The following is a 22,477-nucleotide window of genomic DNA, read 5'->3' as shown; positions in this document are numbered from 1 at the left end:
CGGCGCAACTAGAGTGGGGGTAAACGGCGCGCGCTGCCACGGCCTTTGGCAGCACACTGGGGGAAATCCTGCCAACGCGAGGCGATTACGCCGTGTGTCAGGGCTCAGAAGCTCAATAAACCGAGGTGCGTGTCGAAGATTCGCACGAGCCTTTGATCCACATGGGAAGGGTCTGCCGAAGCGTCTGGTAACTCGATGAGCTCCAGTTCCCGCCGGACGAAGGCGTGCCAGCCGAGCATTTGAGAGAGTGAGCCGGCGGGATAGAGAACCGTCATCGGCACCTGGATGGCGCTGATGCTGGCCCGAGGTTCGGTAGCCCTCGGGCTGTCACAGCTCGAAACAAACAAATGACGAGTCTGCCCAGGGTGCTCACGCTCTGCCAGTTGAGTGAGCTCGAAGGCCAGGTGCGCGCCCAGACGCTGACCAAAGATGGCATGTGGTTGGTTGAGGTAAGGGTGCAGGTGGTCGGCCAGGGTACAGGCGAGGGGCGAAGGGCCCTGCTGGAGGTCGCTTGGCGCGCAGTCGGCGTGGCGCTGGACATCGACCGCGATCAGCTCGACGGTGTCGCTCAGGGCATAGGCCCAGGCTCGATAGCGTTCCAGGTGCTGCGGGCTGCAGGCCAGGCAGATGAGGCGGATTTGCGCGGATGACCCGCTGGCTTCGGGGGCTGGTAGGTTCTGGACGTGCACTGTCTGTCCTTCATCCCGAGGTGTGCCGGGCGTGATGACCGTTAGGGCTTGCGGCCGTCGCGGCTGAGAATTCACTTGGCGGCTTGCGAGCTCAAGTAGCGTTTGATGGTCTGCGCTGCGGTGTTCAGGTGTTTTTCCAGCACTTCGATGGCCTGTTCCACCAGCTTGTCATTGGCCGCATCCACCAGGGCGATGTGGTCATCCTGAGTGAGCTTGCCCAGGCCCATGGCCGAGAGATGAAAACGCAGGAAGCGCTCTTCCTCGTTGAGTTCGATCTCGATGAGGCGCAGCAGCTTTTGATTGGAGGCCTTGCTGTACAGCGTCATGTGGAACAGGCGGTTGAGGCGGCCGATTTCAGCGTGCCGGGTTTCTTCTTCCAACTGAGCGATGTAGCCGCGGGCAAGCGCGATATCGGCAGCGTCCAGGTTGGGAATGGACTGCCGAAGCGCCTCGGTCTCCAGAAGCACGCGCAAGTTGTAGGTATCGACGGCGTCTTCACCGATCAGCGGAGCGACCACCGCGCCCTTGTGCATCACCACCTTCAGCAGCGATTGCGCCTCCAACTGGCGCAGCGCTTCGCGCACCGGCATGCGGCTGACCCCGAACAGACCTGCCAATTCTTCCTGACGCAATGCGGTGCCCGGCGGCAGGCGACCATCGAGGATGGCACTGCGCAGGCGCTCTTCGATAACGCTGCGGGCAAGATGAGCGGGTACTTGCTCATTACCCAGCACGGAGCTTAGGAGTCGGATTTTCTCGGCCACGCGGAGTCTGCCTTGATGAATAGCGATGATTGGATCCAATAACCCTAGTGATCAGAGTGGTCACTTGTCAAACCGAGGCGATGGGCTGCTGCGGTGCTGGAGTGCAGCTATCGTGAATGAAGTCGTCAGGCAAGGGAAGTCGGCCCGTTCCTGATCGGCAGTTGGCAAATGCCGGGGCATCGGCGTCCAGCGCCGTGATTGTAAGGTGCCATTGTCTTTTACACGGGTAAGCCGCACCATCGCGGCTTTCGTCTGTTCTGGAAAGGTGTTCGCAGTGGCGATACCTGAAGTGCTCAAGCAGCTCGTGCATCGCCTCGGCCTCGCCGTGCTGGTAGGCTGCCTGCTGCTGGGCGGCCTGCACGCCGATTGGGATTTCGCCCAGATCAGCCGCCGCGCGGAGCAGTTGTACGGGCCGCTCGGCGCCGGACAGGGGCGCATCGATGCCTGGCAGCGTTTGATGGCGACCCAGAATCAGGGCAGCGAGCTGGACAAGCTGCAGGTGGTGAACCTGTTCTTCAACAAACAGATGCGCTACGTGGAGGACATCGACCTGTGGCATGAGGTCGACTACTGGGCCACCCCGGTGCAGTCGCTGATCAAGGGCGCGGGCGATTGCGAAGACTACGCCATCGCCAAATACTTCAGTCTGCGGCGCATGGGCATCCCGGCCGACAAGCTGCGAATCACCTACGTCAAGGCGCTGCGGCTGAACCGCGCGCACATGGTTCTGACCTACTACGCCAGTCCCCAGGCTCAGCCGCTGGTGCTGGACAGCTTGATGGACTCGATCAAGCCGGCCAGCCAGCGCACCGACCTGCTGCCGGTGTATGCCTTCAACGGCGAGGGCCTGTGGATAACCGGCGCCGCCGGCAACAAGAAAGTCGGCGACACCAAGCGCCTGTCTCGCTGGCAGGACGTGCTGAAGAAAATGCAGGCCGAAGGGTTCCCGGCCGAACCGGTCTATTGAGGAGCACAGATGTCACTGTTCAAACAATTGCTGCTTGCCATATGCCTGCTCCTGACGATCGCCTTCAGCGGCAGCTTCATGGTCAGCCTGGAAAGTTCGCGCACCCAGTACGTCAACCAGTTGCGCTCCCACGCTCAGGATGCCGCGACCGCGCTGGCCCTGTCATTGACCCCCAATATCGACGATCCGGCCATGGTCGAGCTGATGGTCAGCTCGATCTTCGACAGCGGCTATTACTCGAGCATCAAGGTCGTCGACCTGGATTCCAACGCGGTGCTGGTCGAGCGCCATGCCGAGCCCGACAGCAACGGTGTGCCGGCCTGGTTCATCGGCCTGATCGGCCTGGAGCCTGCCGGGGGCGATGCCATCGTCAGCCGTGGCTGGCAGCAGGCGGCACGGGTCGAGGTGATCAGCCACCCGATGTTCGCCCTGGCCAAATTGTGGCAAAGCGCTTTGGGCAGCTTAGGCCTGCTGCTGCTGTGTGGCGTGGTGAGTGCAATCCTCGGCGCGCTGTTGCTGCGTCGTCAACTGCGCCCGTTGGATTACCTGGTGGCGCAGTCCCACGCCATTGCCCGGCGCGAGTTCCTCAGCTTGCCGGAATTGCCACGCACGCCTGAGTTTCGTCGGGTGGTGCAGGCCATGAACCAGATGGTCGAGAAGCTGCAGACGCTGTTCACCGAACAGGCCGAGCGCAGCGAAAAGCTGCGGGTCGAGTCGTACCAGGACAGCCTCACCGGCCTTGCCAACCGCCGCTATTTCGAAATGCAGCTCAATGCTCGGGTCAGCAATCTGGAAGAGGCGCGCGCGGGTTACCTGCTGTTGCTGCGGGTGCAGGACTTGGCCGGCCTCAACGCGCGTCTGGGTGGCCAACGCACCGACCAGCTGTTGCAAGCCGTCGGTGAGCAGTTGCGGCGCACCTGTGCCAGCTTCCCGGAAACCAAGGACCTGATCACCCGCAGCCGTGGCGGTGAATTCGCCGTGCTGGCGCCAGGCATGGTGCACGAGGAGGCCATTCAACTGGCCCAGGCTCTGGAGGCGACCCTGCAGAGCCTGCATGTGACCGGCGCCAGTGATGTCGATCCGGTGGCCTGCATCGGCCTTGCGCCCTACAGTCCAGGGGATGCGCCGCAGGCGCTGCTCAAGCTCGCCGACGAGGCGCTGGCGCGTGCCGAGAGCCAGCCAGAGCCGGGCTGGGTCTGCCTGGAGCAAGGCGCTGCCGCGCAAGCTGCCGACAGCCATCACGCCTGGCACACGCGTCTGGATCAGGCCCTGACCAACGGCCAGTTCGAGCTGTTCTTCCAGCCGGTCGTGGACTGCCAAACGCCGGAGCGGATTCTGCACTACAAGGTGATTTCCCGTCTGCACGACGAGCAGGGCGAGGCATTGGCGGCCGGACGCTTCCTGCCCTGGCTCGAACGCTTCGGCTGGATGCCGCGGCTTGACCTGCTGGTGCTGGAGAAGGTGCTTCGGCACTTGCAGAGCCATGGTGAGTCGCTGGCGCTGAACCTGTCCGCCGCGACGCTGGCCGATCCCAAGGCGCTGCAGCGAGTGTATGAACTGCTGGCACAGCATGCGGCGCTAGGACGTCGGCTGACCTTCGAGATCGGCGAGGAACAGTTGCCGGAGCAGGCGCAGTTGGAGAAGCTCAACCGCCGCCTGCACGAACTGGGCTACGGCCTGGCGCTCCAGCGTTTCGGCGGGCGCTTCAGCATGATCGGCAACCTGGCGCACTTGGGTCTGGCCTATCTCAAGATCGATGGCGGTTACATCCGCAGCATCGATCAAGAGCGGCACAAGCGGCTGTTCATCGAAGCGATCCAAGGTGCGGCGCACAGCATCGACCTGCCGCTGATCGCCGAACGGGTCGAGACCGAGGGCGAGTTGCAGGTACTGCGCGAGATGGGTGTGCAGGGGATCCAGGGACAATGGGTGGGTGAGCCTGCGCCCTGGAAGTGATACAGGCCCGGGCCGCATCCGCTCAAGGTGCGGCCTGGTTCAGATCAGCCCGCCTTCTTCCTCTTCCTCGATCAGGTTGTTGAGGCTGCCCAGCGCCTTGCGCGCGGAGGCCCGGCTGAGCAACTTGGCCTGGGCGCCCGGCGGCAGGTCGGTGATGCTGAACACGCCCTTGGCGGTCAGCACCTCGATCAAGTCCTCGAGCACACGAATCATGTCCAGGTCGCTCTGCTTGAGCTGCTTGAGACTGGTTTCCACGACATCGTCGGCGAACCACTCCTGGATATCGGCATGGTCGGCCGGCAGCGACTCGGTGTACTCGTCAAACGGGGTAGCTTCTACCCGCAGCAGCTGGCCGTCGGCGTCGCGTTGCACGTAGAACATGGCATCGACCCTCGTCACGATGATTCCTTTTGGTTGTCAGGAGCATAGGCAAAGTTCAGCGGCCTTGCAGCGGCCGACCTGCGAGTATGCCCCGCGCGGCGATGACAGGAAAGCGCGGCCCCCAGGCGGCGGTTGAAGCCGCCTGGAGTTCACGCATCAGCTGTTGGCGTTGTCGATCTTGATGATCGGGTCCGCACCGGCGATCAACGAGTTGATCGACGAGTGTGACCAGTCCACGCCTTGCAGCTTGATGCTGACGTCGGCGTTGGCCACGCCGCCGCTGGCATTGAGCTTGCCTTCGGAACTGACCTGCAGGGTCGACTCGCCATTGACGGTGGTGATCTTCAGGAAGTTGTCGATGGTGCTGGCCTTCTCGCCCTGCAGCAGATCGCGCAGATCGAGGCGGTCGCCTTCCTGCTGGTTGAAGTCCTTGATCACATCGTTGCCGAAATCGCCGGCCTTCCACACGAAGGTATCTGCGCCGCTCCCGCCGATGAGGATATCGTCGCCCTTGCCGCCGATGAGGATGTCGTTGCCGGCACCGCCGATCAGCAGGTCGTTGCCTTCACCACCGATCAGCGTGTCGTTGCCGGTGCCGCCGAGCAGGATGTCGTTGCCGCGCCCGCCGTCGAGGTAGTCGTCACCGCCCTGGCCGAAGAGGATATCGTCACCGTCGCCACCGATCAGGGTGTCGTTGCCGTCGTTGCTGCGCGAGATATCGAACTCGGTGTAATGCTCGGTGACGTACTGATGCATCATCCGGGCATCCACGTCGCCCACCTCAACGCCCAACTTGTTGGCGACATAGCCCTGGATCGCCTCGACGCCGGTGCCGGGCACCGAATCGAAGGTCACCAGATCACCGAAGATGATGTCGTTGCCGTCGCCGCCGTTGACGGTGTCGGCGCCAGGGTTCATCACCTCGGTGTGACCGAGGATGGCCTCGGCCAGCTTGCTCGGGTCGATGTTGGTCTGCGGCACGCCATCGGAATCGTACGGCTTCAGGTCGCTGGCATTGACGTCGTTGTTCAGACCGATGGCTTCGACGTTGGACAGGTTCGACAGCAGCTTGAAGGTGTCCTTGGAGTTGGCCAGGGTCGCCGAGTCGGTGCTATAGCCGGTGCCTGAAAGCGACGAGACCTCATAGGTGCCATCGCCTTGGGCATGGATATAGCCCGAGCCGTAGTTGTACCAGCTCGACCCGGACTTGTACTGCACGGACAGGAAGCCCTTGGAGTCGATGTCGGCCCGCGTGCTGCTGTCGATCATGCCACGGGAGATCACGTCGCCGATCTTGTAGTTGATCGAAGACAGGTAGCCGTCCAGGGTCGAGCCGGCGTAGCCCAGGTTCGGGTTGGTCTGCTCGTTGGACTGGTAGTACGTCGGCTGACCGTCGGTGATGAAGTAGGTCTGGTTGCTGCCGGTGCTACCGGCATTCTTCAGGCTCTGGAACCAGTTCGCCGTGGTCTTGAAGGCATCTTCGTAGTTGGTACCGCCGCCCGCGCTGAGGGTGCTCAGCTGGCTTTGCAGCTTTTGCAGACCGGCATCGTTCAAGGTGACGGAAACCGACGACTTGACCTGGGTGGCGAAGTCCACGAGCAGGATGTTGACGCTACCGGACTGTGCACCCTTGACGCTGGCCGCGAGGGTCTTGAACACCGACTCCAGCGATTTCTTAGCCGCATCCACGCCCGAGGCGCCCATGCTGCCAGAGGTGTCGACGATGAAGGCGATGTTGTAGTCCTTGCCCGGCACCACGTGCAGGCCGCCGACGTCGGCAACGATGATGTCGTTACCGTCGGTGCCTGTGAAGTTATCGGCATTGGCGGTCAGGTTGCTGGTGCTGTAGGACTGCGGGTACACCGTGACCTTGAAGGTGCCTTCATTGGTCGCGGTGCTGCCGCCTACGCTCTCGCTGGAGATCGAACTGACCTTCACGTCGAACTGGCCGTTGTAGTAGGCCGGTGGCTTGATCGCCAGGCTGTTGAGGTTCCAGCCGGTGACGTCCACGGCACTGCTGCCCACGGTGAAGCTGTGGCCAGCGTTGTCGCTGACCACCGAGCCTGCTGGAATGCCGCTGAGCTTGACGCTGAGGGTTTCCGAGCCGTCGGTGTCGGTCAGGTTGGTGCTGATGCCCACCAGTTTGACCGGCGCGCCGTTTTCACGGCCTTCGTTGAGCTTGTAGCCGTCGTAGTAACCCTGGCCGTTGCTGCCGTGCAGGTCGGAGACGGTCAGGCCTGCGCCGGTCATCGAACCGAGGTTCGGGTACAGCGGGATGTTCGAGGCGCTCAGGTCCGTCACCGGGCCGTTGCCGACCTTGATGTTGACGTCCAGGCTACCCGGGCCCGCCTGGTTGGCACTGTAGATCTCCAGGGTGTAGTAGCCGTTGGTGGTCGGCGTGAAGCTGCCGCTGATGGCGCCGCTGGCGTTGCCCCAGGTGCCACTGGCTACGTTTTTGCCGCCGACGACGATCTGCAGGCTGTCGTCCGCCGTGCCGCTGAAGGAGTAGGTCTTGCCGGCTTCCATGTAGATCAGGCCAGACGTTTTCGAGCCAGTGCCTGGGCTGATCGTGGCGACCGTATCGACCGTGGTGACCTGCTCGCTCTTGTTGGCGCTGCCGGAGTTGGCGAACACGTTCTTCAACTGGTCGCCCGTGATGCCGTTGCCGTTGGTGCCCAGGCCATTGAGGCTGTTCCAGCTTTCTTTGGTCAGGCCGATCGACGCGACGTTATTGTTGCCGATCGACAGGTCAGGGCGGTCGGCGACCGGCGTGATGTCCACCTTCATGGTCACTTCGCTGCCGGTATTGGTGCCGTCGTTCGGCTTGTACTTGATCTGTGCGTAGTCGGCCTGCTGGTTGCCCACGCCGTTACCGCCGTAGCCGTCCACGCCGGACTGGTTCGCCAGCGGCACGAACTTGAGCTTGCCGGCGGTGATGTCGGCCTGGCTGACCGTCTGGTTCAGCGACACGTTGACCCAGGCGCTGCCGTTGAAGAACTTGAGGCTGCCCAGGTCCGGCAGTTTGCTGATGACCACGGCCAGTCCGGTGTTGCCATCGGCATCGGTGACGTTGAAGTCGCCCCACTTGAACACGTAGTCGGTGTCCTCGGTGCCGGTGACGGCGCCGCCGGGCGACTCGGGCATGTGGTCGTTGTCGATGATGGTGGTGGTCACGCTGCCCTTGTTCGCGTCGACCTGCAGGTTCTCGAAACCACCCCCGCTGGTGCCGGTGATCTTGACGGTGAAGTTCTCCGAGCCCTCGACGAGTTGGTCGTCGATGGTTTTCACGTCGAAGTTGGCCGTGCTGGCGCCGGCCGGAATCTTCACGGTGACCACACCGGTGTAGTCCTGGCCGTTGGTGGCGGTGCCGCTGTAGCTCAGGGTGACGGTGACATCGGTCTTCGAAGGACTGGTCAGGGTGAGCGTGTAGTGCGCGGTATCGCCCTCGGTCACCGACGTGTCGCCGCTGATGCTCACCGTGGTCAGGTCGCCCTGGCCGCTCGGTTCGTCGGTCACGGTGGTGGTGAGGGTGTTGCCGCCCAGGGTCAGTTTCTCGAAGTTGTCGCCGCCGGCAACGGACTCGAGCTTGTTGACGATCGGCGCTTGCCCGCCGACGTACACGTCGTCCTTGGCGGTGATGGTCGCTGTGCCGCTGGCGCTGCCCGCAGCGATGTTGACCTTGGTGCCGTCGCTCAGGGTGAAGACCAGGCCTTGGTGGCCGGTGACCGACAGGCCTTGAGCGTTGCTCAGGGTGACGGTGTAGGTGACCGTGCCGCCTTCATAGACCGTGGTCTTGTCCGCAGTGAGCGTAGCAACCACTTCACTGATGGTGTCGCTGATCTGCACGGTGGCCGGTGCACCCAGCTCCAGGTTTTCGAAGGTCTTGCCTTCGACGGTGGCGCTGTTGACGCCGACGGTGAGCGAGCCGGCATCTTTGAAGACGTCTTCGCCTTGAGCTGGCGCTTTGTACTCGACCTGGGTCTGACCGGCAGCGATGGTGACTTTGGCACCGTTGCTGAGGGTGACGGACAGGTCGCGATCCAGAACCTGGCTCACTTTCACCGTGAAGCTTGGCTGCTGGGCTTCGTTCACGTCGCCATTGCTGACGATGGTGACCGAGACCTTGTCGCCTTGGTTGCCGGAGCCTGTAGTGCCCGAGCCTGGCTCGTCGGTGACGGTGGTGGTCACGGAGTTGCTGCCCAGAGTCAGCTTCTCGAAGTTGTCGCCGCCAGTGACGGCGGTGATTTTGTTGACGATTGGCGCCTGACCACCGACGTAGACGTCGTCTTTCGCGGTGATGGTCGCGGTGCCGGTGGAGCTACCTGCAGCGATGTTGACCTTGGTGCCGTCGCTCAGGGTGAACACCAGGCCTTGGTGACCTGTGACCGACAGGCCCTGAGCATTGCTCAGGGTGACGGTGTAGGTAACGGTGCCGCCTTCGGCAACAGTCGATTTGTCGGCAGTCAGCGTGGCAACCACTTCGCTGATGGTGTCGCTGATCTGCACGGTGGCGCTGCCACCCAGTTCCAGGTTTTCGAAGGTCTTGCCGGTAACGCTAGCATCGGTAATGCCGACGGTGAGCGAGCCGGCATCTTTGAAGACGTCTTCGCCTTGAGCAGGGGCCTTGTACTCGACCTGGGTCTGGCCTGCAGCGATGACCACCTTGTCGCCGGTGCTCAGGGTTACCGTCAATGGGCGATCCAGAACCTGGCTGACTTTCACCGTGAACGACGGCTGCTGGGCTTCGTTCACGTCGCCATTGCTGACGATGGTGACCGAGACTTTGTCGCCTTGGTTGCCGGAGCCTGTAGTGCCCGAACCTGGCTCGTCGGTAACGGTGGTGGTCACGGAGTTGCTGCCCAGAGTCAGCTTCTCGAAGTTGTCGCCGCCAGAGACGGCGGTGATTTTGTTGACGATTGGCGCCTGACCACCGACGTAGACGTCGTCTTTCGCAGTGATGGTCGCGGTGCCGGTGGCGCTACCTGCAGCGATGTTGACCTTGGTGCCGTCGCTCAGGGTGAACACCAGGCCTTGGTGACCTGTGACCGACAGGCCCTGCGCATTGCTCAGGGTGACGGTGTAGGTAACGGTGCCGCCTTCGGCCACGGTCGTCTTGTCGGCAGTCAGTGTGGCAACGACTTCGCTGATGGTGTCGCTGATTTGTACGGTGGCAGGTGCACCCAGCTCCAGGTTTTCGAAGGTCTTGCCTTCGACGGTGGCGCTGTTGATACCGACGGTGAGTGAACCGGCATCCTTGAAGACGTCTTCGCCTTGAGCGGGAGCTTTGTACTCGACCTGGGTTTGACCGGCCGCGATGGTCACCTTGTCGCCGTTGCTCAGAGTGACGGTCAGAGGACGGTCGAGCACTTGGCTGACCTTCACAGTGAACGACGGCTGCTGTGCTTCGTTCACGTCGCCATTGCTGACGATAGTGACCGAGACTTTGTCGCCTTGGTTACCCGAACCTGGAGTACCCGAACCTGGCTCGTCGGTGACGGTTGTGGTCACGGAGTTGCTGCCGAGGGTCAGCTTCTCGAAGTTGTCGCCGCCAGTGACGGATTCGATCTTGTTGACGATCGGAGCTTGGCCGCCGACGTAGACGTCGTCTTTGGCGGTGATGACCGCGGTGCCAGTCGAGCTACCAGCGGCGACGTTGACTTTGGTGCCGTCGCTCAACGTGAAGACCAGACCCTGGTGACCAGTCACCGACAGGCCTTGGGCGTTGCTCAAGGTGACGGTGTAGGTGACTTGGCCGCCTTCAGCCACAGTGGACTTATCAGCGGTGAGGGTCGCGACCACTTCGCTGATGGTGTCGGCGATCTGGACGGTTGCCGAACCACCGAGCTCGAGGTTCTCAAAGGTCTTGCCAGCAACGCTGGCATCGGTGATGCCAACAGTTAGTGAACCGGCATCCTTGAAGACGTCATCGCCTTGAGCGGGAGCTTTGTACTCGACCTGGGTTTGACCGGCAGCGATGGTGACCTTGTCGCCGTTGCTCAGAGTGACAGTCAGAGGACGATCCAGCGCCTGATTCACTTTGACGGTGAACGACGGCTGCTGAGCCTCGTTCACGTCGCCATTGCTGACGATAGTGACCGAGACTTTGTCGCCTTGGTTACCCGAACCTGGAGTACCCGAACCTGGCTCGTCGGTGACCGTGGTGGTCACGGAGTTGCTGCCGAGGGTCAGTTTTTCGAAGTTGTCGCCGCCAGAGACAGACTCGATCTTATTGACGATCGGAGCTTGGCCGCCGACATAGACGTCATCTTTGGCGGTGATGACCGCGGTGCCAGTCGAGCTGCCCGCAGCCACGTTAACTTTGGTGCCGTCGCTCAACGTGAAGACCAGACCCTGGTGACCAGTCACCGACAGACCTTGAGCATTGCTCAGGGTTACGGTGTAGGTAACGGTGCCGCCTTCAGCCACGGTCGTCTTGTCGGCAGTCAGTGTGGCAACGACTTCGCTGATGGTGTCGCTGATTTGTACGGTGGCAGGTGCACCCAGCTCCAGATTTTCGAAGGTCTTGCCTTCGACGGTGGCGCTGTTGATACCGACGGTGAGTGAACCGGCATCCTTGAAGACGTCTTCGCCTTGAGCGGGAGCTTTGTACTCGACCTGGGTTTGGCCGGCAGCGATGGTGACCTTGTCGCCGTTGCTCAGAGTGACAGTCAGAGGACGATCCAGCGCCTGATTCACTTTGACGGTGAACGACGGCTGCTGAGCCTCGTTCACGTCGCCATTGCTGACGATAGTGACCGAGACTTTGTCGCCTTGGTTACCCGAACCTGGAGTACCCGAACCTGGCTCGTCGGTGACGGTGGTGGTCACGGAGTTGCTGCCGAGGGTCAGCTTCTCGAAGTTGTCGCCGCCAGTGACGGATTCGATCTTGTTGACGATCGGAGCTTGGCCGCCGACGTAGACGTCGTCTTTGGCGGTGATGACCGCGGTGCCAGTCGAGCTACCAGCGGCGACGTTGACTTTGGTGCCGTCGCTCAAGGTGAACACCAGGCCTTGGTGGCCGGTGACCGACAGGCCTTGAGCATTGGTCAGGGTTACGGTGTAAGTGACTTGGCCACCTTCAGCGACAGTGGATTTGTCTGCGGTGAGGGTTGCAACCACTTCGCTGATGGTATCGGCGATCTGGACAGTTGCCGAACCACCCAGCTCAAGGTTCTCGAAGGTTTTGCCTGCAACGCTGGCATCGGTGATGCCAACAGTCAGCGAACCGGCATCTTTAAAGACGTCCTCGCCTTGAGCCGGAGCTTTGTACTCGACCTGGGTTTGACCGGCCGCGATGGTCACCTTGTCGCCGTTGCTCAGGGTGACAGTCAGTGGACGATCCAGCGCCTGATTCACTTTGACGGTGAACGACGGCTGCTGAGCTTCATTCACATCGCCATTGCTGACGATGGTGACGGAAACCTTGTCACCTTCGTTGCCAGCACCTGGAGTACCGGTGCCAGGTTCATCGGTGACAGTAGTGGTGACCGAGTTATCGCCGAGAGTCAGCTTCTCGAAGTTATCCGCACCGGTCACCGATTCCAGTTTGTTGACGATGGATGGCTGACCACCCACGTACACATCATCTGGAGCCTGGATGGTGGAAGTGCCCGTGGCGCTGCCAGCCGGGACGGTTACTTTGGTGCCGTCGCTCAGGGTGAAGGTGAGGCCTTGGTGGCCGGTAACCGACAGGCCTTGAGCGTTGCTCAGGGTTACGGTGTAGGTGACTTGACCGCCTTCAGCGACGGTGGATTTGTCAGCCGTAAGAGTCGCGACCACTTCGCTGATCGTGTCAGCGATTTGTACGGTAGCGCTGCCGCCGAGTTCCAAGTTCTCGAAGGTCTTGCCAGCAACGCTGGCATCGGTAATGCCGACAGTCAGAGAACCCGCATCTTTGAAGACGTCCTCGCCTTGAGCTGGAGCCTTGTACTCAACTTCGGTCTGGCCTGCAGCGATGGTGACTTTGTCGCCATTGCTCAGGGTGACAGTCAGCGGACGATCCAGTGGCTGATTCACTTTAACGGTGAACGACGGCTGTTGAGCCTCATTCACGTCGCCATTGCTAACGATGGTGACGGAAACCTTGTCGCCTTCGTTGCCAGCACCTGGAGTACCGGTACCTGGCTCATCAGTAACTTCGGTTCTAACTTCGCCCTGACCCAGCGTCAGTTTTTCGAAGTTATCGCCGCCAGTGACGGACTCGATCTTGTTGACGATCGGCGCTTGGCCGCCGACATAGACGTCGTCGTTGGCAGTGATGGTCGCCGTGCCGGTGGCGCTGCCAGCAGGCACAGTAACTTTAGTACCGTCGCTCAGGGTGAAGGTGAGGCCCTGGTGACCAGCGACCGACAGGCCTTGAGCGTTGCTCAGGGTTACGGTGTAGGTGACTTGGCCACCTTCAGCGACAGTGGATTTGTCTGCGGTGAGGGTCGCAACCACTTCGCTGATGGTGTCAGCAATCTGAACAGTTGCCGAACCACCCAGCTCAAGATTCTCGAAGGTCTTGCCAGCAACACTGACATCGGTGATGCCGACGGTGAGCGAACCCGCGTCTTTGAAAACGTCCTCGCCCTGAGCTGGAGCCTTGTATTCAACTTCAGTCTGGCCTGCAGCGATGGTGACTTTATCGCCATTGCTCAGGGTGACGGTGAGCGGACGATCAAGCACTTGGCTGACTTTCACGGTGAAGCTTGGCTGCTGAGCTTCGTTCACGTCGCCATTGCTGACGATGGTGACCGATACCTTATCGCCTTCGTTACCAGCACCTGGAGTACCGGTACCTGGCTCATCGGTAACTTCAGTCCTAACTTCGCCCTGACCCAGCGTCAGTTTTTCGAAGTTATCGCCACCAGTGACGGATTCGATCTTGTTGACGATCGGAGCCTGGCCGCCAACGTAGACGTCGTCTTTGGCAGTGATAACAGCGGTGCCAGTCGAGCTGCCAGCGGCGACGTTGACTTTAGTGCCGTCGCTCAGGGTGAACACCAGACCCTGGTGACCAGTCACCGACAGACCTTGAGCATTGCTCAGGGTAACGGTGTAGGTGACTTGGCCGCCCTCAGCGACAGTGGACTTGTCGGCAGTCAGCGTTGCTACCACTTCGCTGATCGTGTCAGCGATTTGTACGGTAGCGCTGCCGCCGAGTTCCAAGTTCTCGAAGGTTTTGCCAGCAACGCTCGCATCGGTGATACCAACAGTCAGCGAGCCTGCGTCTTTGAAGACGTCCTCGCCCTGAGCCGGAGCCTTGTATTCAACTTCGGTCTGGCCTGCAGCGATGGTGACTTTGTCGCCGTTGCTCAGGGTGACAGTCAGCGGACGATCCAGCACTTGGCTGACTTTTACGGTGAAGCTTGGCTGCTGAGCTTCGTTCACATCGCCATTGCTAACGATGGTGACGGAAACCTTGTCGCCCTCGTTGCCAGCACCTGGAGTACCGGTGCCTGGTTCATCGGTGACAGTAGTGGTGATCGAGTTGTCGCCGAGGGTCAACTTCTCGAAGTTATCCGCACCGGTGACCGACTCCAGCTTGTTAACGATGGATGGTTGGCCACCCACGTAGACGTCGTCGTTGGCAGTGATGGTCGCGGTGCCAGTGGCGCTGCCAGCAGGCACAGTAACTTTAGTACCGTCGCTCAGGGTGAAGGTCAGGCCCTGATGGCCGGAAACCGACAGACCTTGGGCGTTGCTCAGTGTAACGGTGTAAGTGACTTGGCCGCCCTCAGCGACTGTGGTCTTGTCAGCGGTAAGAGTCGCGACTACTTCGCTGATCGTGTCGGCGATTTGTACGGTAGCGCTGCCGCCGAGTTCCAGGTTCTCGAACGTTTTGCCAGCAACACTGGCGTCGGTGATACCGACAGTCAGCGAGCCGGCGTCTTTGAAGACGTCTTCACCTTGAGCCGGAGCCTTGTATTCAACTTCGGTCTGGCCCGCAGCGATGGTGACTTTATCGCCATTGCTCAGGGTGACAGTCAGCGGACGATCCAGCACTTGGCTGACTTTCACGGTGAAGCTTGGCTGCTGAGCCTCATTCACATCGCCATTGCTAACAATGGTGACGGAAACCTTGTCACCTTCGTTGCCAGCACCTGGAGTACCCGTGCCTGGCTCATCGGTAACAGTAGTGGTGATCGAGTTGTCGCCGAGGGTCAACTTCTCGAAGTTATCCGCACCGGTGACCGATTCCAGTTTGTTGACGATGGATGGTTGACCACCCACGTACACATCATCTGGAGCTTGGATGGTCGCAGTGCCAGTGGCGCTGCCAGCAGGCACAGTAACTTTAGTACCGTCGCTCAGGGTGAAGGTGAGGCCTTGGTGGCCCGTCACAGAAAGGCCTTGAGCGTTGCTCAGGGTGACGGTGTAGGTGACGGTGCCGCCTTCAGCCACAGTGGACTTGTCGGCAGTCAGCGTTGCTACCACTTCGCTGATGGTATCGGCGATCTGGACAGTGGCCGAACCACCCAGCTCGAGGTTCTCAAAGGTCTTGCCAGCGACGCTGGCATCGGTGATGCCAACAGTCAGCGAGCCGGCGTCTTTGAAGACGTCTTCGCCTTGAGCCGGAGCCTTGTATTCAACTTCGGTCTGGCCTGCAGCGATGGTGACTTTGTCGCCGTTGCTCAGGGTGACAGTCAGCGGACGATCCAGTGGCTGATTCACTTTAACGGTGAACGACGGCTGCTGAGCCTCGTTCACATCGCCATTGCTAACGATAGTGACGGCAACCTTGTCACCCTCGTTGCCAGCACCTGGACTACCAGTGCCAGGTTCATCGGTGACGGTAGTGGTAACCGAGTTATCGCCCAGAGTCAGCTTCTCGAAGTTATCCGCACCAGTGACCGATTCCAGCTTGTTAACGATGGATGGTTGACCACCCACGTACACATCATCTGGAGCCTGGATGGTTGAAGTGCCGGTTGCGCTGCCAGCCGGAACGGTGACTTTAGTGCCGTCGCTCAGGGTGAAGGTGAGGCCTTGGTGACCGGTAACCGACAGACCTTGGGCGTTGCTGAGAGTGACGGTGTAGGTGACAGTGCCGCCTTCAGCCACAGTGGACTTGTCGGCAGTCAGCGTTGCTACCACTTCGCTGATGGTATCGGCGATCTGGACAGTGGCCGAACCACCCAGCTCGAGGTTCTCAAAGGTCTTGCCAGCGACGCTGGCATCGGTGATGCCAACAGTCAGCGAGCCGGCGTCTTTGAAGACGTCTTCGCCTTGAGCCGGAGCCTTGTATTCAACTTCGGTCTGGCCTGCAGCGATGGTGACTTTGTCGCCGTTGCTCAGGGTGACAGTCAGCGGACGATCCAGCACTTGGCTGACTTTTACGGTGAAGCTTGGCTGCTGAGCTTCGTTCACATCGCCATTGCTGACGATGGTGACGGAAACCTTGTCACCCTCGTTGCCGGCACCTGGAGTACCAGTGCCAGGTTCATCGGTGACGGTAGTGGTAACCGAGTTATCGCCCAGAGTCAGCTTCTCGAAGTTATCCGCACCAGTGACCGATTCCAGCTTGTTAACGATGGATGGTTGACCACCCACGTACACATCATCTGGAGCCTGGATGGTTGAAGTGCCGGTTGCGCTGCCAGCGGCCACGTTGACTTTGGTGCCATCCGAGAGGGTGAAGACCAGCCCTTGGTGAGCTGTGACCGACAGGCCTTGGGCGTTGCTCAGTGTGACGGTGTAAGTGACTTGGCCGCCCTCAGCCACAGTGGATTTGTCGGCGGTGAGGGTCGCGACCACTTCGCTGATCGTATCGGCGATTTGTACAGTAGCGCTGCCGCCGAGCTCCAGGTTCTCGAAGGTCTTGCCTGCAACACTGGCATCGGTGATACCAACAGTCAGCGAGCCGGCGTCTTTGAAGACGTCTTCGCCTTGAGCCGGAGCCTTGTACTCAACCTCGGTCTGACCTGCAGCGATGGTGACTTTGTCGCCGTTGCTCAGGGTGACAGTCAGCGGACGATCCAGTGGCTGATTCACTTTAACGGTGAAGCTTGGCTGCTGAGCTTCGTTCACATCGCCATTGCTAACGATGGTGACAGAAACCTTATCGCCCTCGTTGCCGGCACCTGGAGTACCAGTGCCAGGTTCATCGGTGACGGTAGTGGTAACCGAGCTATCGCCCAGAGTCAGCTTCTCGAAGTTATCCGCACCAGTGACCGATTCCAGCTTGTTAACGATGGATGGTTGACCACCCACGTACACATCATCTGGAGCCTGGATGGTTGAGGTGCCGGTTGCGCTGCCAGCCGGAACGGTGACTTTAGTGCCGTCGCTCAGGGTGAAGGTGAGGCCTTGGTGACCGGTAACCGACAGACCTTGGGCGTTGCTGAGAGTGACGGTGTAAGTGACTTGGCCGCCTTCAGCGACGGTGGTCTTGTCGGCGGTGAGGGTCGCGACCACTTCGCTGATCGTATCGGCGATTTGTACAGTAGCGCCGCCGCCGAGCTCCAGGTTCTCGAAGGTCTTGCCTGCAACACTGGCATCGGTGATACCAACAGTCAGCGAGCCGGCATCTTTGAAGACGTCCTCGCCCTGAGCCGGCGCCTTGTATTCAACTTCGGTCTGGCCTGCAGCGATGGTGACTTTATCGCCATTGCTCAGGGTGACAGTCAGCGGACGATCAAGGACTTGGCTGACCTTCACGGTGAAGCTTGGCTGCTGAGCTTCGTTCACATCGCCATTGCTGACGATGGTGACGGCAACCTTGTCACCCTCGTTGCCGGCACCTGGAGTACCAGTGCCAGGTTCATCGGTGACAGTAGTGGTGATCGAGTTGTCGCCGAGGGTCAACTTCTCAAAGTTATCCGCACCGGTGACCGATTCCAGTTTGTTAACGATGGATGGCTGGCCACCCACGTACACATCATCTGGAGCTTGGATGGTCGCCGTGCCGGTGGCGCTGCCAGCGGCCACGTTGACTTTGGTGCCATCCGAGAGGGTGAAGACCAGGCCTTGGTGACCTGTGACCGACAGACCTTGAGCATTGCTTAGGGTGACGGTGTAGGTAACGGTGCCGCCTTCGGCCACGGTCGATTTGTCGGCGGTCAGTGTGGCAACGACTTCGCTGATGGTATCGGCGATTTGTACGGTAGCGCTGCCGCCGAGTTCCAAGTTCTCGAAGGTTTTGCCTGCAACGCTGGCGTCGGTGATGCCAACAGTCAGCGAGCCGGCATCTTTGAAGACGTCCTCGCCCTGAGCCGGCGCCTTGTATTCAACTTCGGTCTGGCCCGCAGCGATGGTGACTTTATCGCCATTGCTCAGGGTGACAGTCAGCGGACGATCCAGCACTTGGCTGACTTTCACGGTGAAGCTTGGCTGCTGAGCCTCATTCACATCGCCATTGCTAACAATGGTGACGGAAACCTTGTCACCTTCGTTGCCAGCACCTGGAGTACCCGTGCCTGGCTCATCGGTAACAGTAGTGGTGATCGAGTTGTCGCCGAGGGTCAACTTCTCGAAGTTATCTGCACCGGTGACCGATTCCAGTTTGTTAACGATTGAAGGCTGACCACCGACGTAAACATCGTCAGCAGCTTGAATAGTGGCCGATGCAGAGGCGCTGCCTGCCGGAATGGTCACTTTGGTGCCATCCGTGAGCGTGAACGTCAGGCCCTGATGACCGGTGACATCCAAGCCTTGGGCATTGGTCAGCGTGACGGTGTAAGTAACCTGCCCACCTTCGGCGACGGTAGCCTTGTCCGCAGTGAGCGTCGCAACGACTTCGCTCACGGTATCGGTGATCTGCACGGTAGCCGCGCCGCCGAGCTGCAGATTCTCGAAGGTCTTGCCTGGCACGCTGGCATCGGTGACGCCCACGGTCACGGAACCTGGATCCTTGAAAACGTCATCGCCTTGGGCTGGCAGGCTGTAGGTCGCTTGGGTCTGGCCAGCAGCGATTACCACTTTGTCACCGTTGCTGAGGGTGACGGTCAGATCGCGATCCAGTTGTTGACTGACGGATACGGTGAAGGTCGGTTGCTGGGCCTCGGTCACATTGCCGTTGCTGGCGATGTTGACGGTCACGGTATCGATGCTGTCACTGACCACAGTTTGTGCAGGGGTCGGATTGGTGACCAGGTTCTCGAAATTGCCGCCGGTCGCACTGGTGATCGTGGTGTTGACCGTGCTGCCGTTGACATAAACATCGTTGGGCGGCGTCTGGAAATCGATCGAGCCGCTGGATTTGCCTGCTTCAACGGTGATGGTCTGGCCGTTGGACAAGGTCACGGTGACCGGCGTCTGCGCTGGATTGGTCAGGCTGACGGTGTAGGTGATGACGCCGCCTTCGGTCACGCTTGGGGTGGCGGTCAGCGTGGCAGTGGTGGTGTCGATCGAATCGTTGATAACGGTCTGTGCCGGCGTCGGATTCGGTACCAGATTTTCGAAGTTGCCGCCGGTAGCGCTGGTGATCGTCGTGTTGACGGTGCTGCCGTTGTTGTAGACGTCGTTGGCTGGCGTCTGGAAATCAATCGAGCCGCTGGATTTACCTGCTTCAACGGTGATGGTCTGGCCGTTGGACAAGGTCACAGTCACCGGCGTCTGAGCCGGATTAGTCAGGCTGACGGTGTAGGTAATCACACCGCCTTCGGTGACGCTTGGGGTCGCAGTCAGCGTGGCAGTGGTAGTGTCGATCGAGTCATTGATAACGGTCTGTGCCGGCGTCGGGTTCGGTACCAGATTCTCGAAGTTGCCGCCGGTAGCGCTGGTGATCGTGGTGTTGACGGTGCTGCCGTTGTTGTAGACGTCATTCGCAGGCGTCTGGAAATCGATCGAGCCGCTGGACTTACCTGCTTCAACGGTGATGGTCTGGCCGTTGGACAAGGTCACAGTCACCGGCGTCTGAGCCGGATTAGTCAGGCTGACGGTGTAGGTAATCACACCGCCTTCGGTGACGCTTGGGGTCGCGGTCAGCGTGGCAGTGGTAGTGTCGATCGAATCGTTGATAACGGTCTGTGCCGGCGTTGGGTTCGGTACCAGATTCTCGAAGTTGCCGCCGGTAGCGCTGGTGATAGTCGTGTTAACGGTGCTGCCGTTGTTGTAGACGTCATTCGCAGGCGTCTGGAAATCAATCGAGCCGCTGGATTTACCTGCTTCAACGGTGATGGTCTGGCCGTTGGACAGGGTCACGGTGACCGGTGTCTGAGCCGGATTAGTCAGGCTGACGGTGTAGGTGATGACGCCGCCTTCGGTCACGCTTGGGGTGGCGGTCAGCGTGGCAGTGGTGGTGTCGATCGAATCGTTGATAACGGTCTGTGCCGGCGTTGGGTTCGGTACCAGATTCTCGAAGTTGCCGCCGGTAGCGCTGGTGATCGTGGTGTTGACGGTACTGCCGTTGTTGTAGACGTCGTTGGCTGGCGTCTGGAAATCGATCGAGCTGCTGGACTTACCTGCTTCAACGGTGATGGTCTGGCCGTTGGACAAGGTCACGGTGACCGGCGTCTGCGCTGGATTGGTCAGGCTGACGGTGTAGGTGATGACGCCGCCTTCGGTGACGCTTGGGGTGGCGGTCAGCGTGGCAGTGGTGGTGTCGACCGAATCGTTGATAACGGTCTGTGCCGGCGTCGGATTCGGTACCAGATTTTCGAAGTTGCCGCCGGTCGCACTGGTGATCGTGGTGTTGACCGTGCTGCCGTTGACATAAACATCGTTGGGCGGCGTCTGGAAATCGATCGAGCCGCTGGATTTACCTGCTTCAACGGTGATGGTCTGGCCGTTGGACAGGGTGACGGTGACCGGGGTCTGAGCCGGATTAGTCAGGCTGACGGTGTAAGTGATAACGCCGCCTTCGGTGACGCTTGGGGTGGCGGTCAGCGTGGCAGTGGTGGTGTCGATCGAATCGTTGATAACGGTCTGCGCTGGCGTTGGATTCGGTACCAGATTCTCGAAGTTGCCGCCGGTCGCACTGGTGATCGTGGTGTTGACGGTGCTGCCGTTGTTGTAGACGTCGTTGGCTGGCGTCTGGAAATCGATCGAGCCGCTGGACTTGCCTGCTTCAACGGTGATGGTCTGGCCGTTGGACAGGGTGACGGTGACCGGCGTCTGAGCCGGATTAGTCAGGCTGACGGTGTAGGTGATGACGCCGCCTTCGGTCACGCTTGGGGTGGCGGTCAGCGTGGCAGTGGTGGTGTCGATGGTGTCAGTGATCTGGGTCACTGCGGGCGTGTCACTTGGCGTGACGATCAACCCAGTGCCGCCCGAGGTGCTGGTAATGGTGGTAGAGATCTGCCCGCCATCGATGTACGGCGTGTCGTTGGCTGGAATGTTGACGTTTACCGAACCGCTGGTTTGACCGGCCTGAATCACGACCACCGCGCCATTGGAAAGGGTCACGGTCAGGTCGCTCTGGGGCGCCTGGCCGACGTTGGCGGTGTAGACGATGACGCCACCCGCCTCGCTGATCGAGGGGGTGGCGGTCAGGGTGAGGCCGGTGGCCACGGGCACCGTATTGGTCGTGGTGGCGTTATTGGCATTCAGGCCACCGACCTGTTGCGTGTTCAGCGCGGCGGCGAAGTTGAGCGGATCGGTAGGGAAACCGATGGTCGGATCCACCACACCTGCCGTTTCTTCCAACAGAACGAAGCTGTGTCCGCCACCTACCGAGCCGCCACCTGCGGCCGTCGGGCCTGCGGCGGGTGCTTCCAGATCGGTGGTCGGGTCGGCACCCGCGGCAATGGCCTGCTGCAGCTCTTCAACCGATGGCGCGGCCTGGGCAGTGACCTGTCCCAGGTCAGCGCTGCTGGCGGGTGTATCCGCACTCCATTGACTGTCGCGGCCCAGGTCGAGCATTCGCCCGTCGGCCAGTTCCAGGGTCACGGCGCCGCCCGGGCCGGTGAGGACTTCTTCGCCTGCGAACAGGCGGTCGCCCTCGATCAGCACGCGCTTGATGCCTTCCGGGGATACTGCGATGACTTGGCCAACAATGCTTTTGACGATGGCAACGACAGTGCTCATGGAACTCTCCGGGGTGTGTCTCAGTTGGCTTCCGGCCGGCGTGCGAACCTGCTTCCGCTGGAATGTTACGAAATAGATTTGACGCTTTTATGCGTCAACTTTCTGTCGATAACTTTTGGCTATTAAGTTTATGCCAAAGTATTGACCCTTGTCTTGTCATCCTAAACAATCGGCAAAGTAATGTCACATTGATATTTAGTCCGACACCAATCTTCCTTTTGTATTAATTACCTAACAGCTCGCGTTTTTTCTAAACGTTCCGTCGAGACCGCTATTCTCCTGAGCTACGCGCCTGTTGGCAGTGACTTGGGGCAAGTCTGCGACTGGGAAATGACCCACACTGCGTGTCGTGAGTTTCATCAATGTGTCACTTGAGGTGCAGGCTTTGGTCATTAAGCACAAACCTTGCCGACCATCATTAATTTGGCGCTTACCGTTCGTCAGGAGAATAGTCGCGAAATCAGTTTCTGCGCAGACGCTCGCAGTCCTTTGCGCGCGGTGTACAGCGGGGATCTGGCGTGCACTGCAAGGAGGGCTTCGCAGTCCGATTTTGAATAGGATTGGGTGGCTATAAGACATCATCGTGCTGAGTCAAATAACCGTCTCTGGACAGGAATCATGAGGATTGGGCGCGGTGCTGGCGTCAAACGCCCAGAGTCGATAGACGGTCTGTTGCCTATGCGGAACCGGAGCTTCCCGGCGTCACGACACGCGCCGTGATTCGGGCGTTGGTTTTTTGCCATATGGCCTTGCGCCAGCGTCATGAGCAG

The 22,477-nt window shown here is 60.2% G+C and carries 6 protein-coding genes; 2 read left to right on the top strand and 4 right to left on the bottom strand.

Going from position 1 to position 22,477, the window contains the following annotated elements:
- Window positions 1-104: 104 nt before the first annotated feature.
- Both ACK2SD_RS23690 and ACK2SD_RS23685 read right to left on the bottom strand, forming a co-directional pair.
- Window positions 105-689, bottom strand: coding sequence for a thioesterase II family protein (locus ACK2SD_RS23690; RefSeq protein WP_412460989.1), 585 nt, complete (start codon window positions 687-689; stop codon window positions 105-107).
- A gap of 71 nt (window positions 690-760) precedes the next feature.
- Entirely contained in the window at window positions 761-1,453 is a 693-nt protein-coding gene (locus ACK2SD_RS23685) for a GntR family transcriptional regulator (RefSeq protein WP_342650025.1), read from the bottom strand.
- Between the two features lie 205 nt (window positions 1,454-1,658).
- Here ACK2SD_RS23685 and lapG point away from each other — a divergent pair, with 205 nt between their 5' ends.
- Both lapG and lapD read left to right on the top strand, forming a co-directional pair.
- Window positions 1,659-2,420: a cysteine protease LapG gene (gene lapG, locus ACK2SD_RS23680; protein WP_080754783.1), complete on the top strand. Its 762-nt coding sequence runs from the start codon at window positions 1,659-1,661 to the stop codon at window positions 2,418-2,420.
- A gap of 9 nt (window positions 2,421-2,429) precedes the next feature.
- Window positions 2,430-4,376 (top strand): cyclic di-GMP receptor LapD, encoded by a 1,947-nt coding sequence (lapD, locus tag ACK2SD_RS23675; RefSeq protein WP_304485453.1) that lies wholly within the window; start codon window positions 2,430-2,432, stop codon window positions 4,374-4,376.
- Between the two features lie 39 nt (window positions 4,377-4,415).
- On the opposite strand, the gene ACK2SD_RS23670 is transcribed toward lapD, so the two are convergent.
- Window positions 4,416-4,757 carry a hypothetical protein gene (locus tag ACK2SD_RS23670; protein WP_029614627.1) on the bottom strand — a complete coding sequence of 114 codons (342 nt, stop codon included), beginning with the start codon at window positions 4,755-4,757 and terminating at the stop codon, window positions 4,416-4,418.
- Window positions 4,758-4,913: 156 nt separating this feature from the next.
- A complete protein-coding gene (locus tag ACK2SD_RS23665) occupies window positions 4,914-21,707 on the bottom strand; it encodes an immunoglobulin-like domain-containing protein (RefSeq protein WP_412460988.1) in 16,794 nt (5,597 codons plus the stop codon).
- Window positions 21,708-22,477 lie beyond the last annotated feature (770 nt).

The sequence above is a fragment of the Pseudomonas sp. SC11 genome (assembly GCF_047039205.1).
In the GTDB taxonomy this organism is placed as follows: Bacteria; Pseudomonadota; Gammaproteobacteria; order Pseudomonadales; family Pseudomonadaceae; genus Aquipseudomonas; species Aquipseudomonas boreofloridensis.
This window is presented reverse-complemented; position numbering and strand designations above follow the sequence as displayed.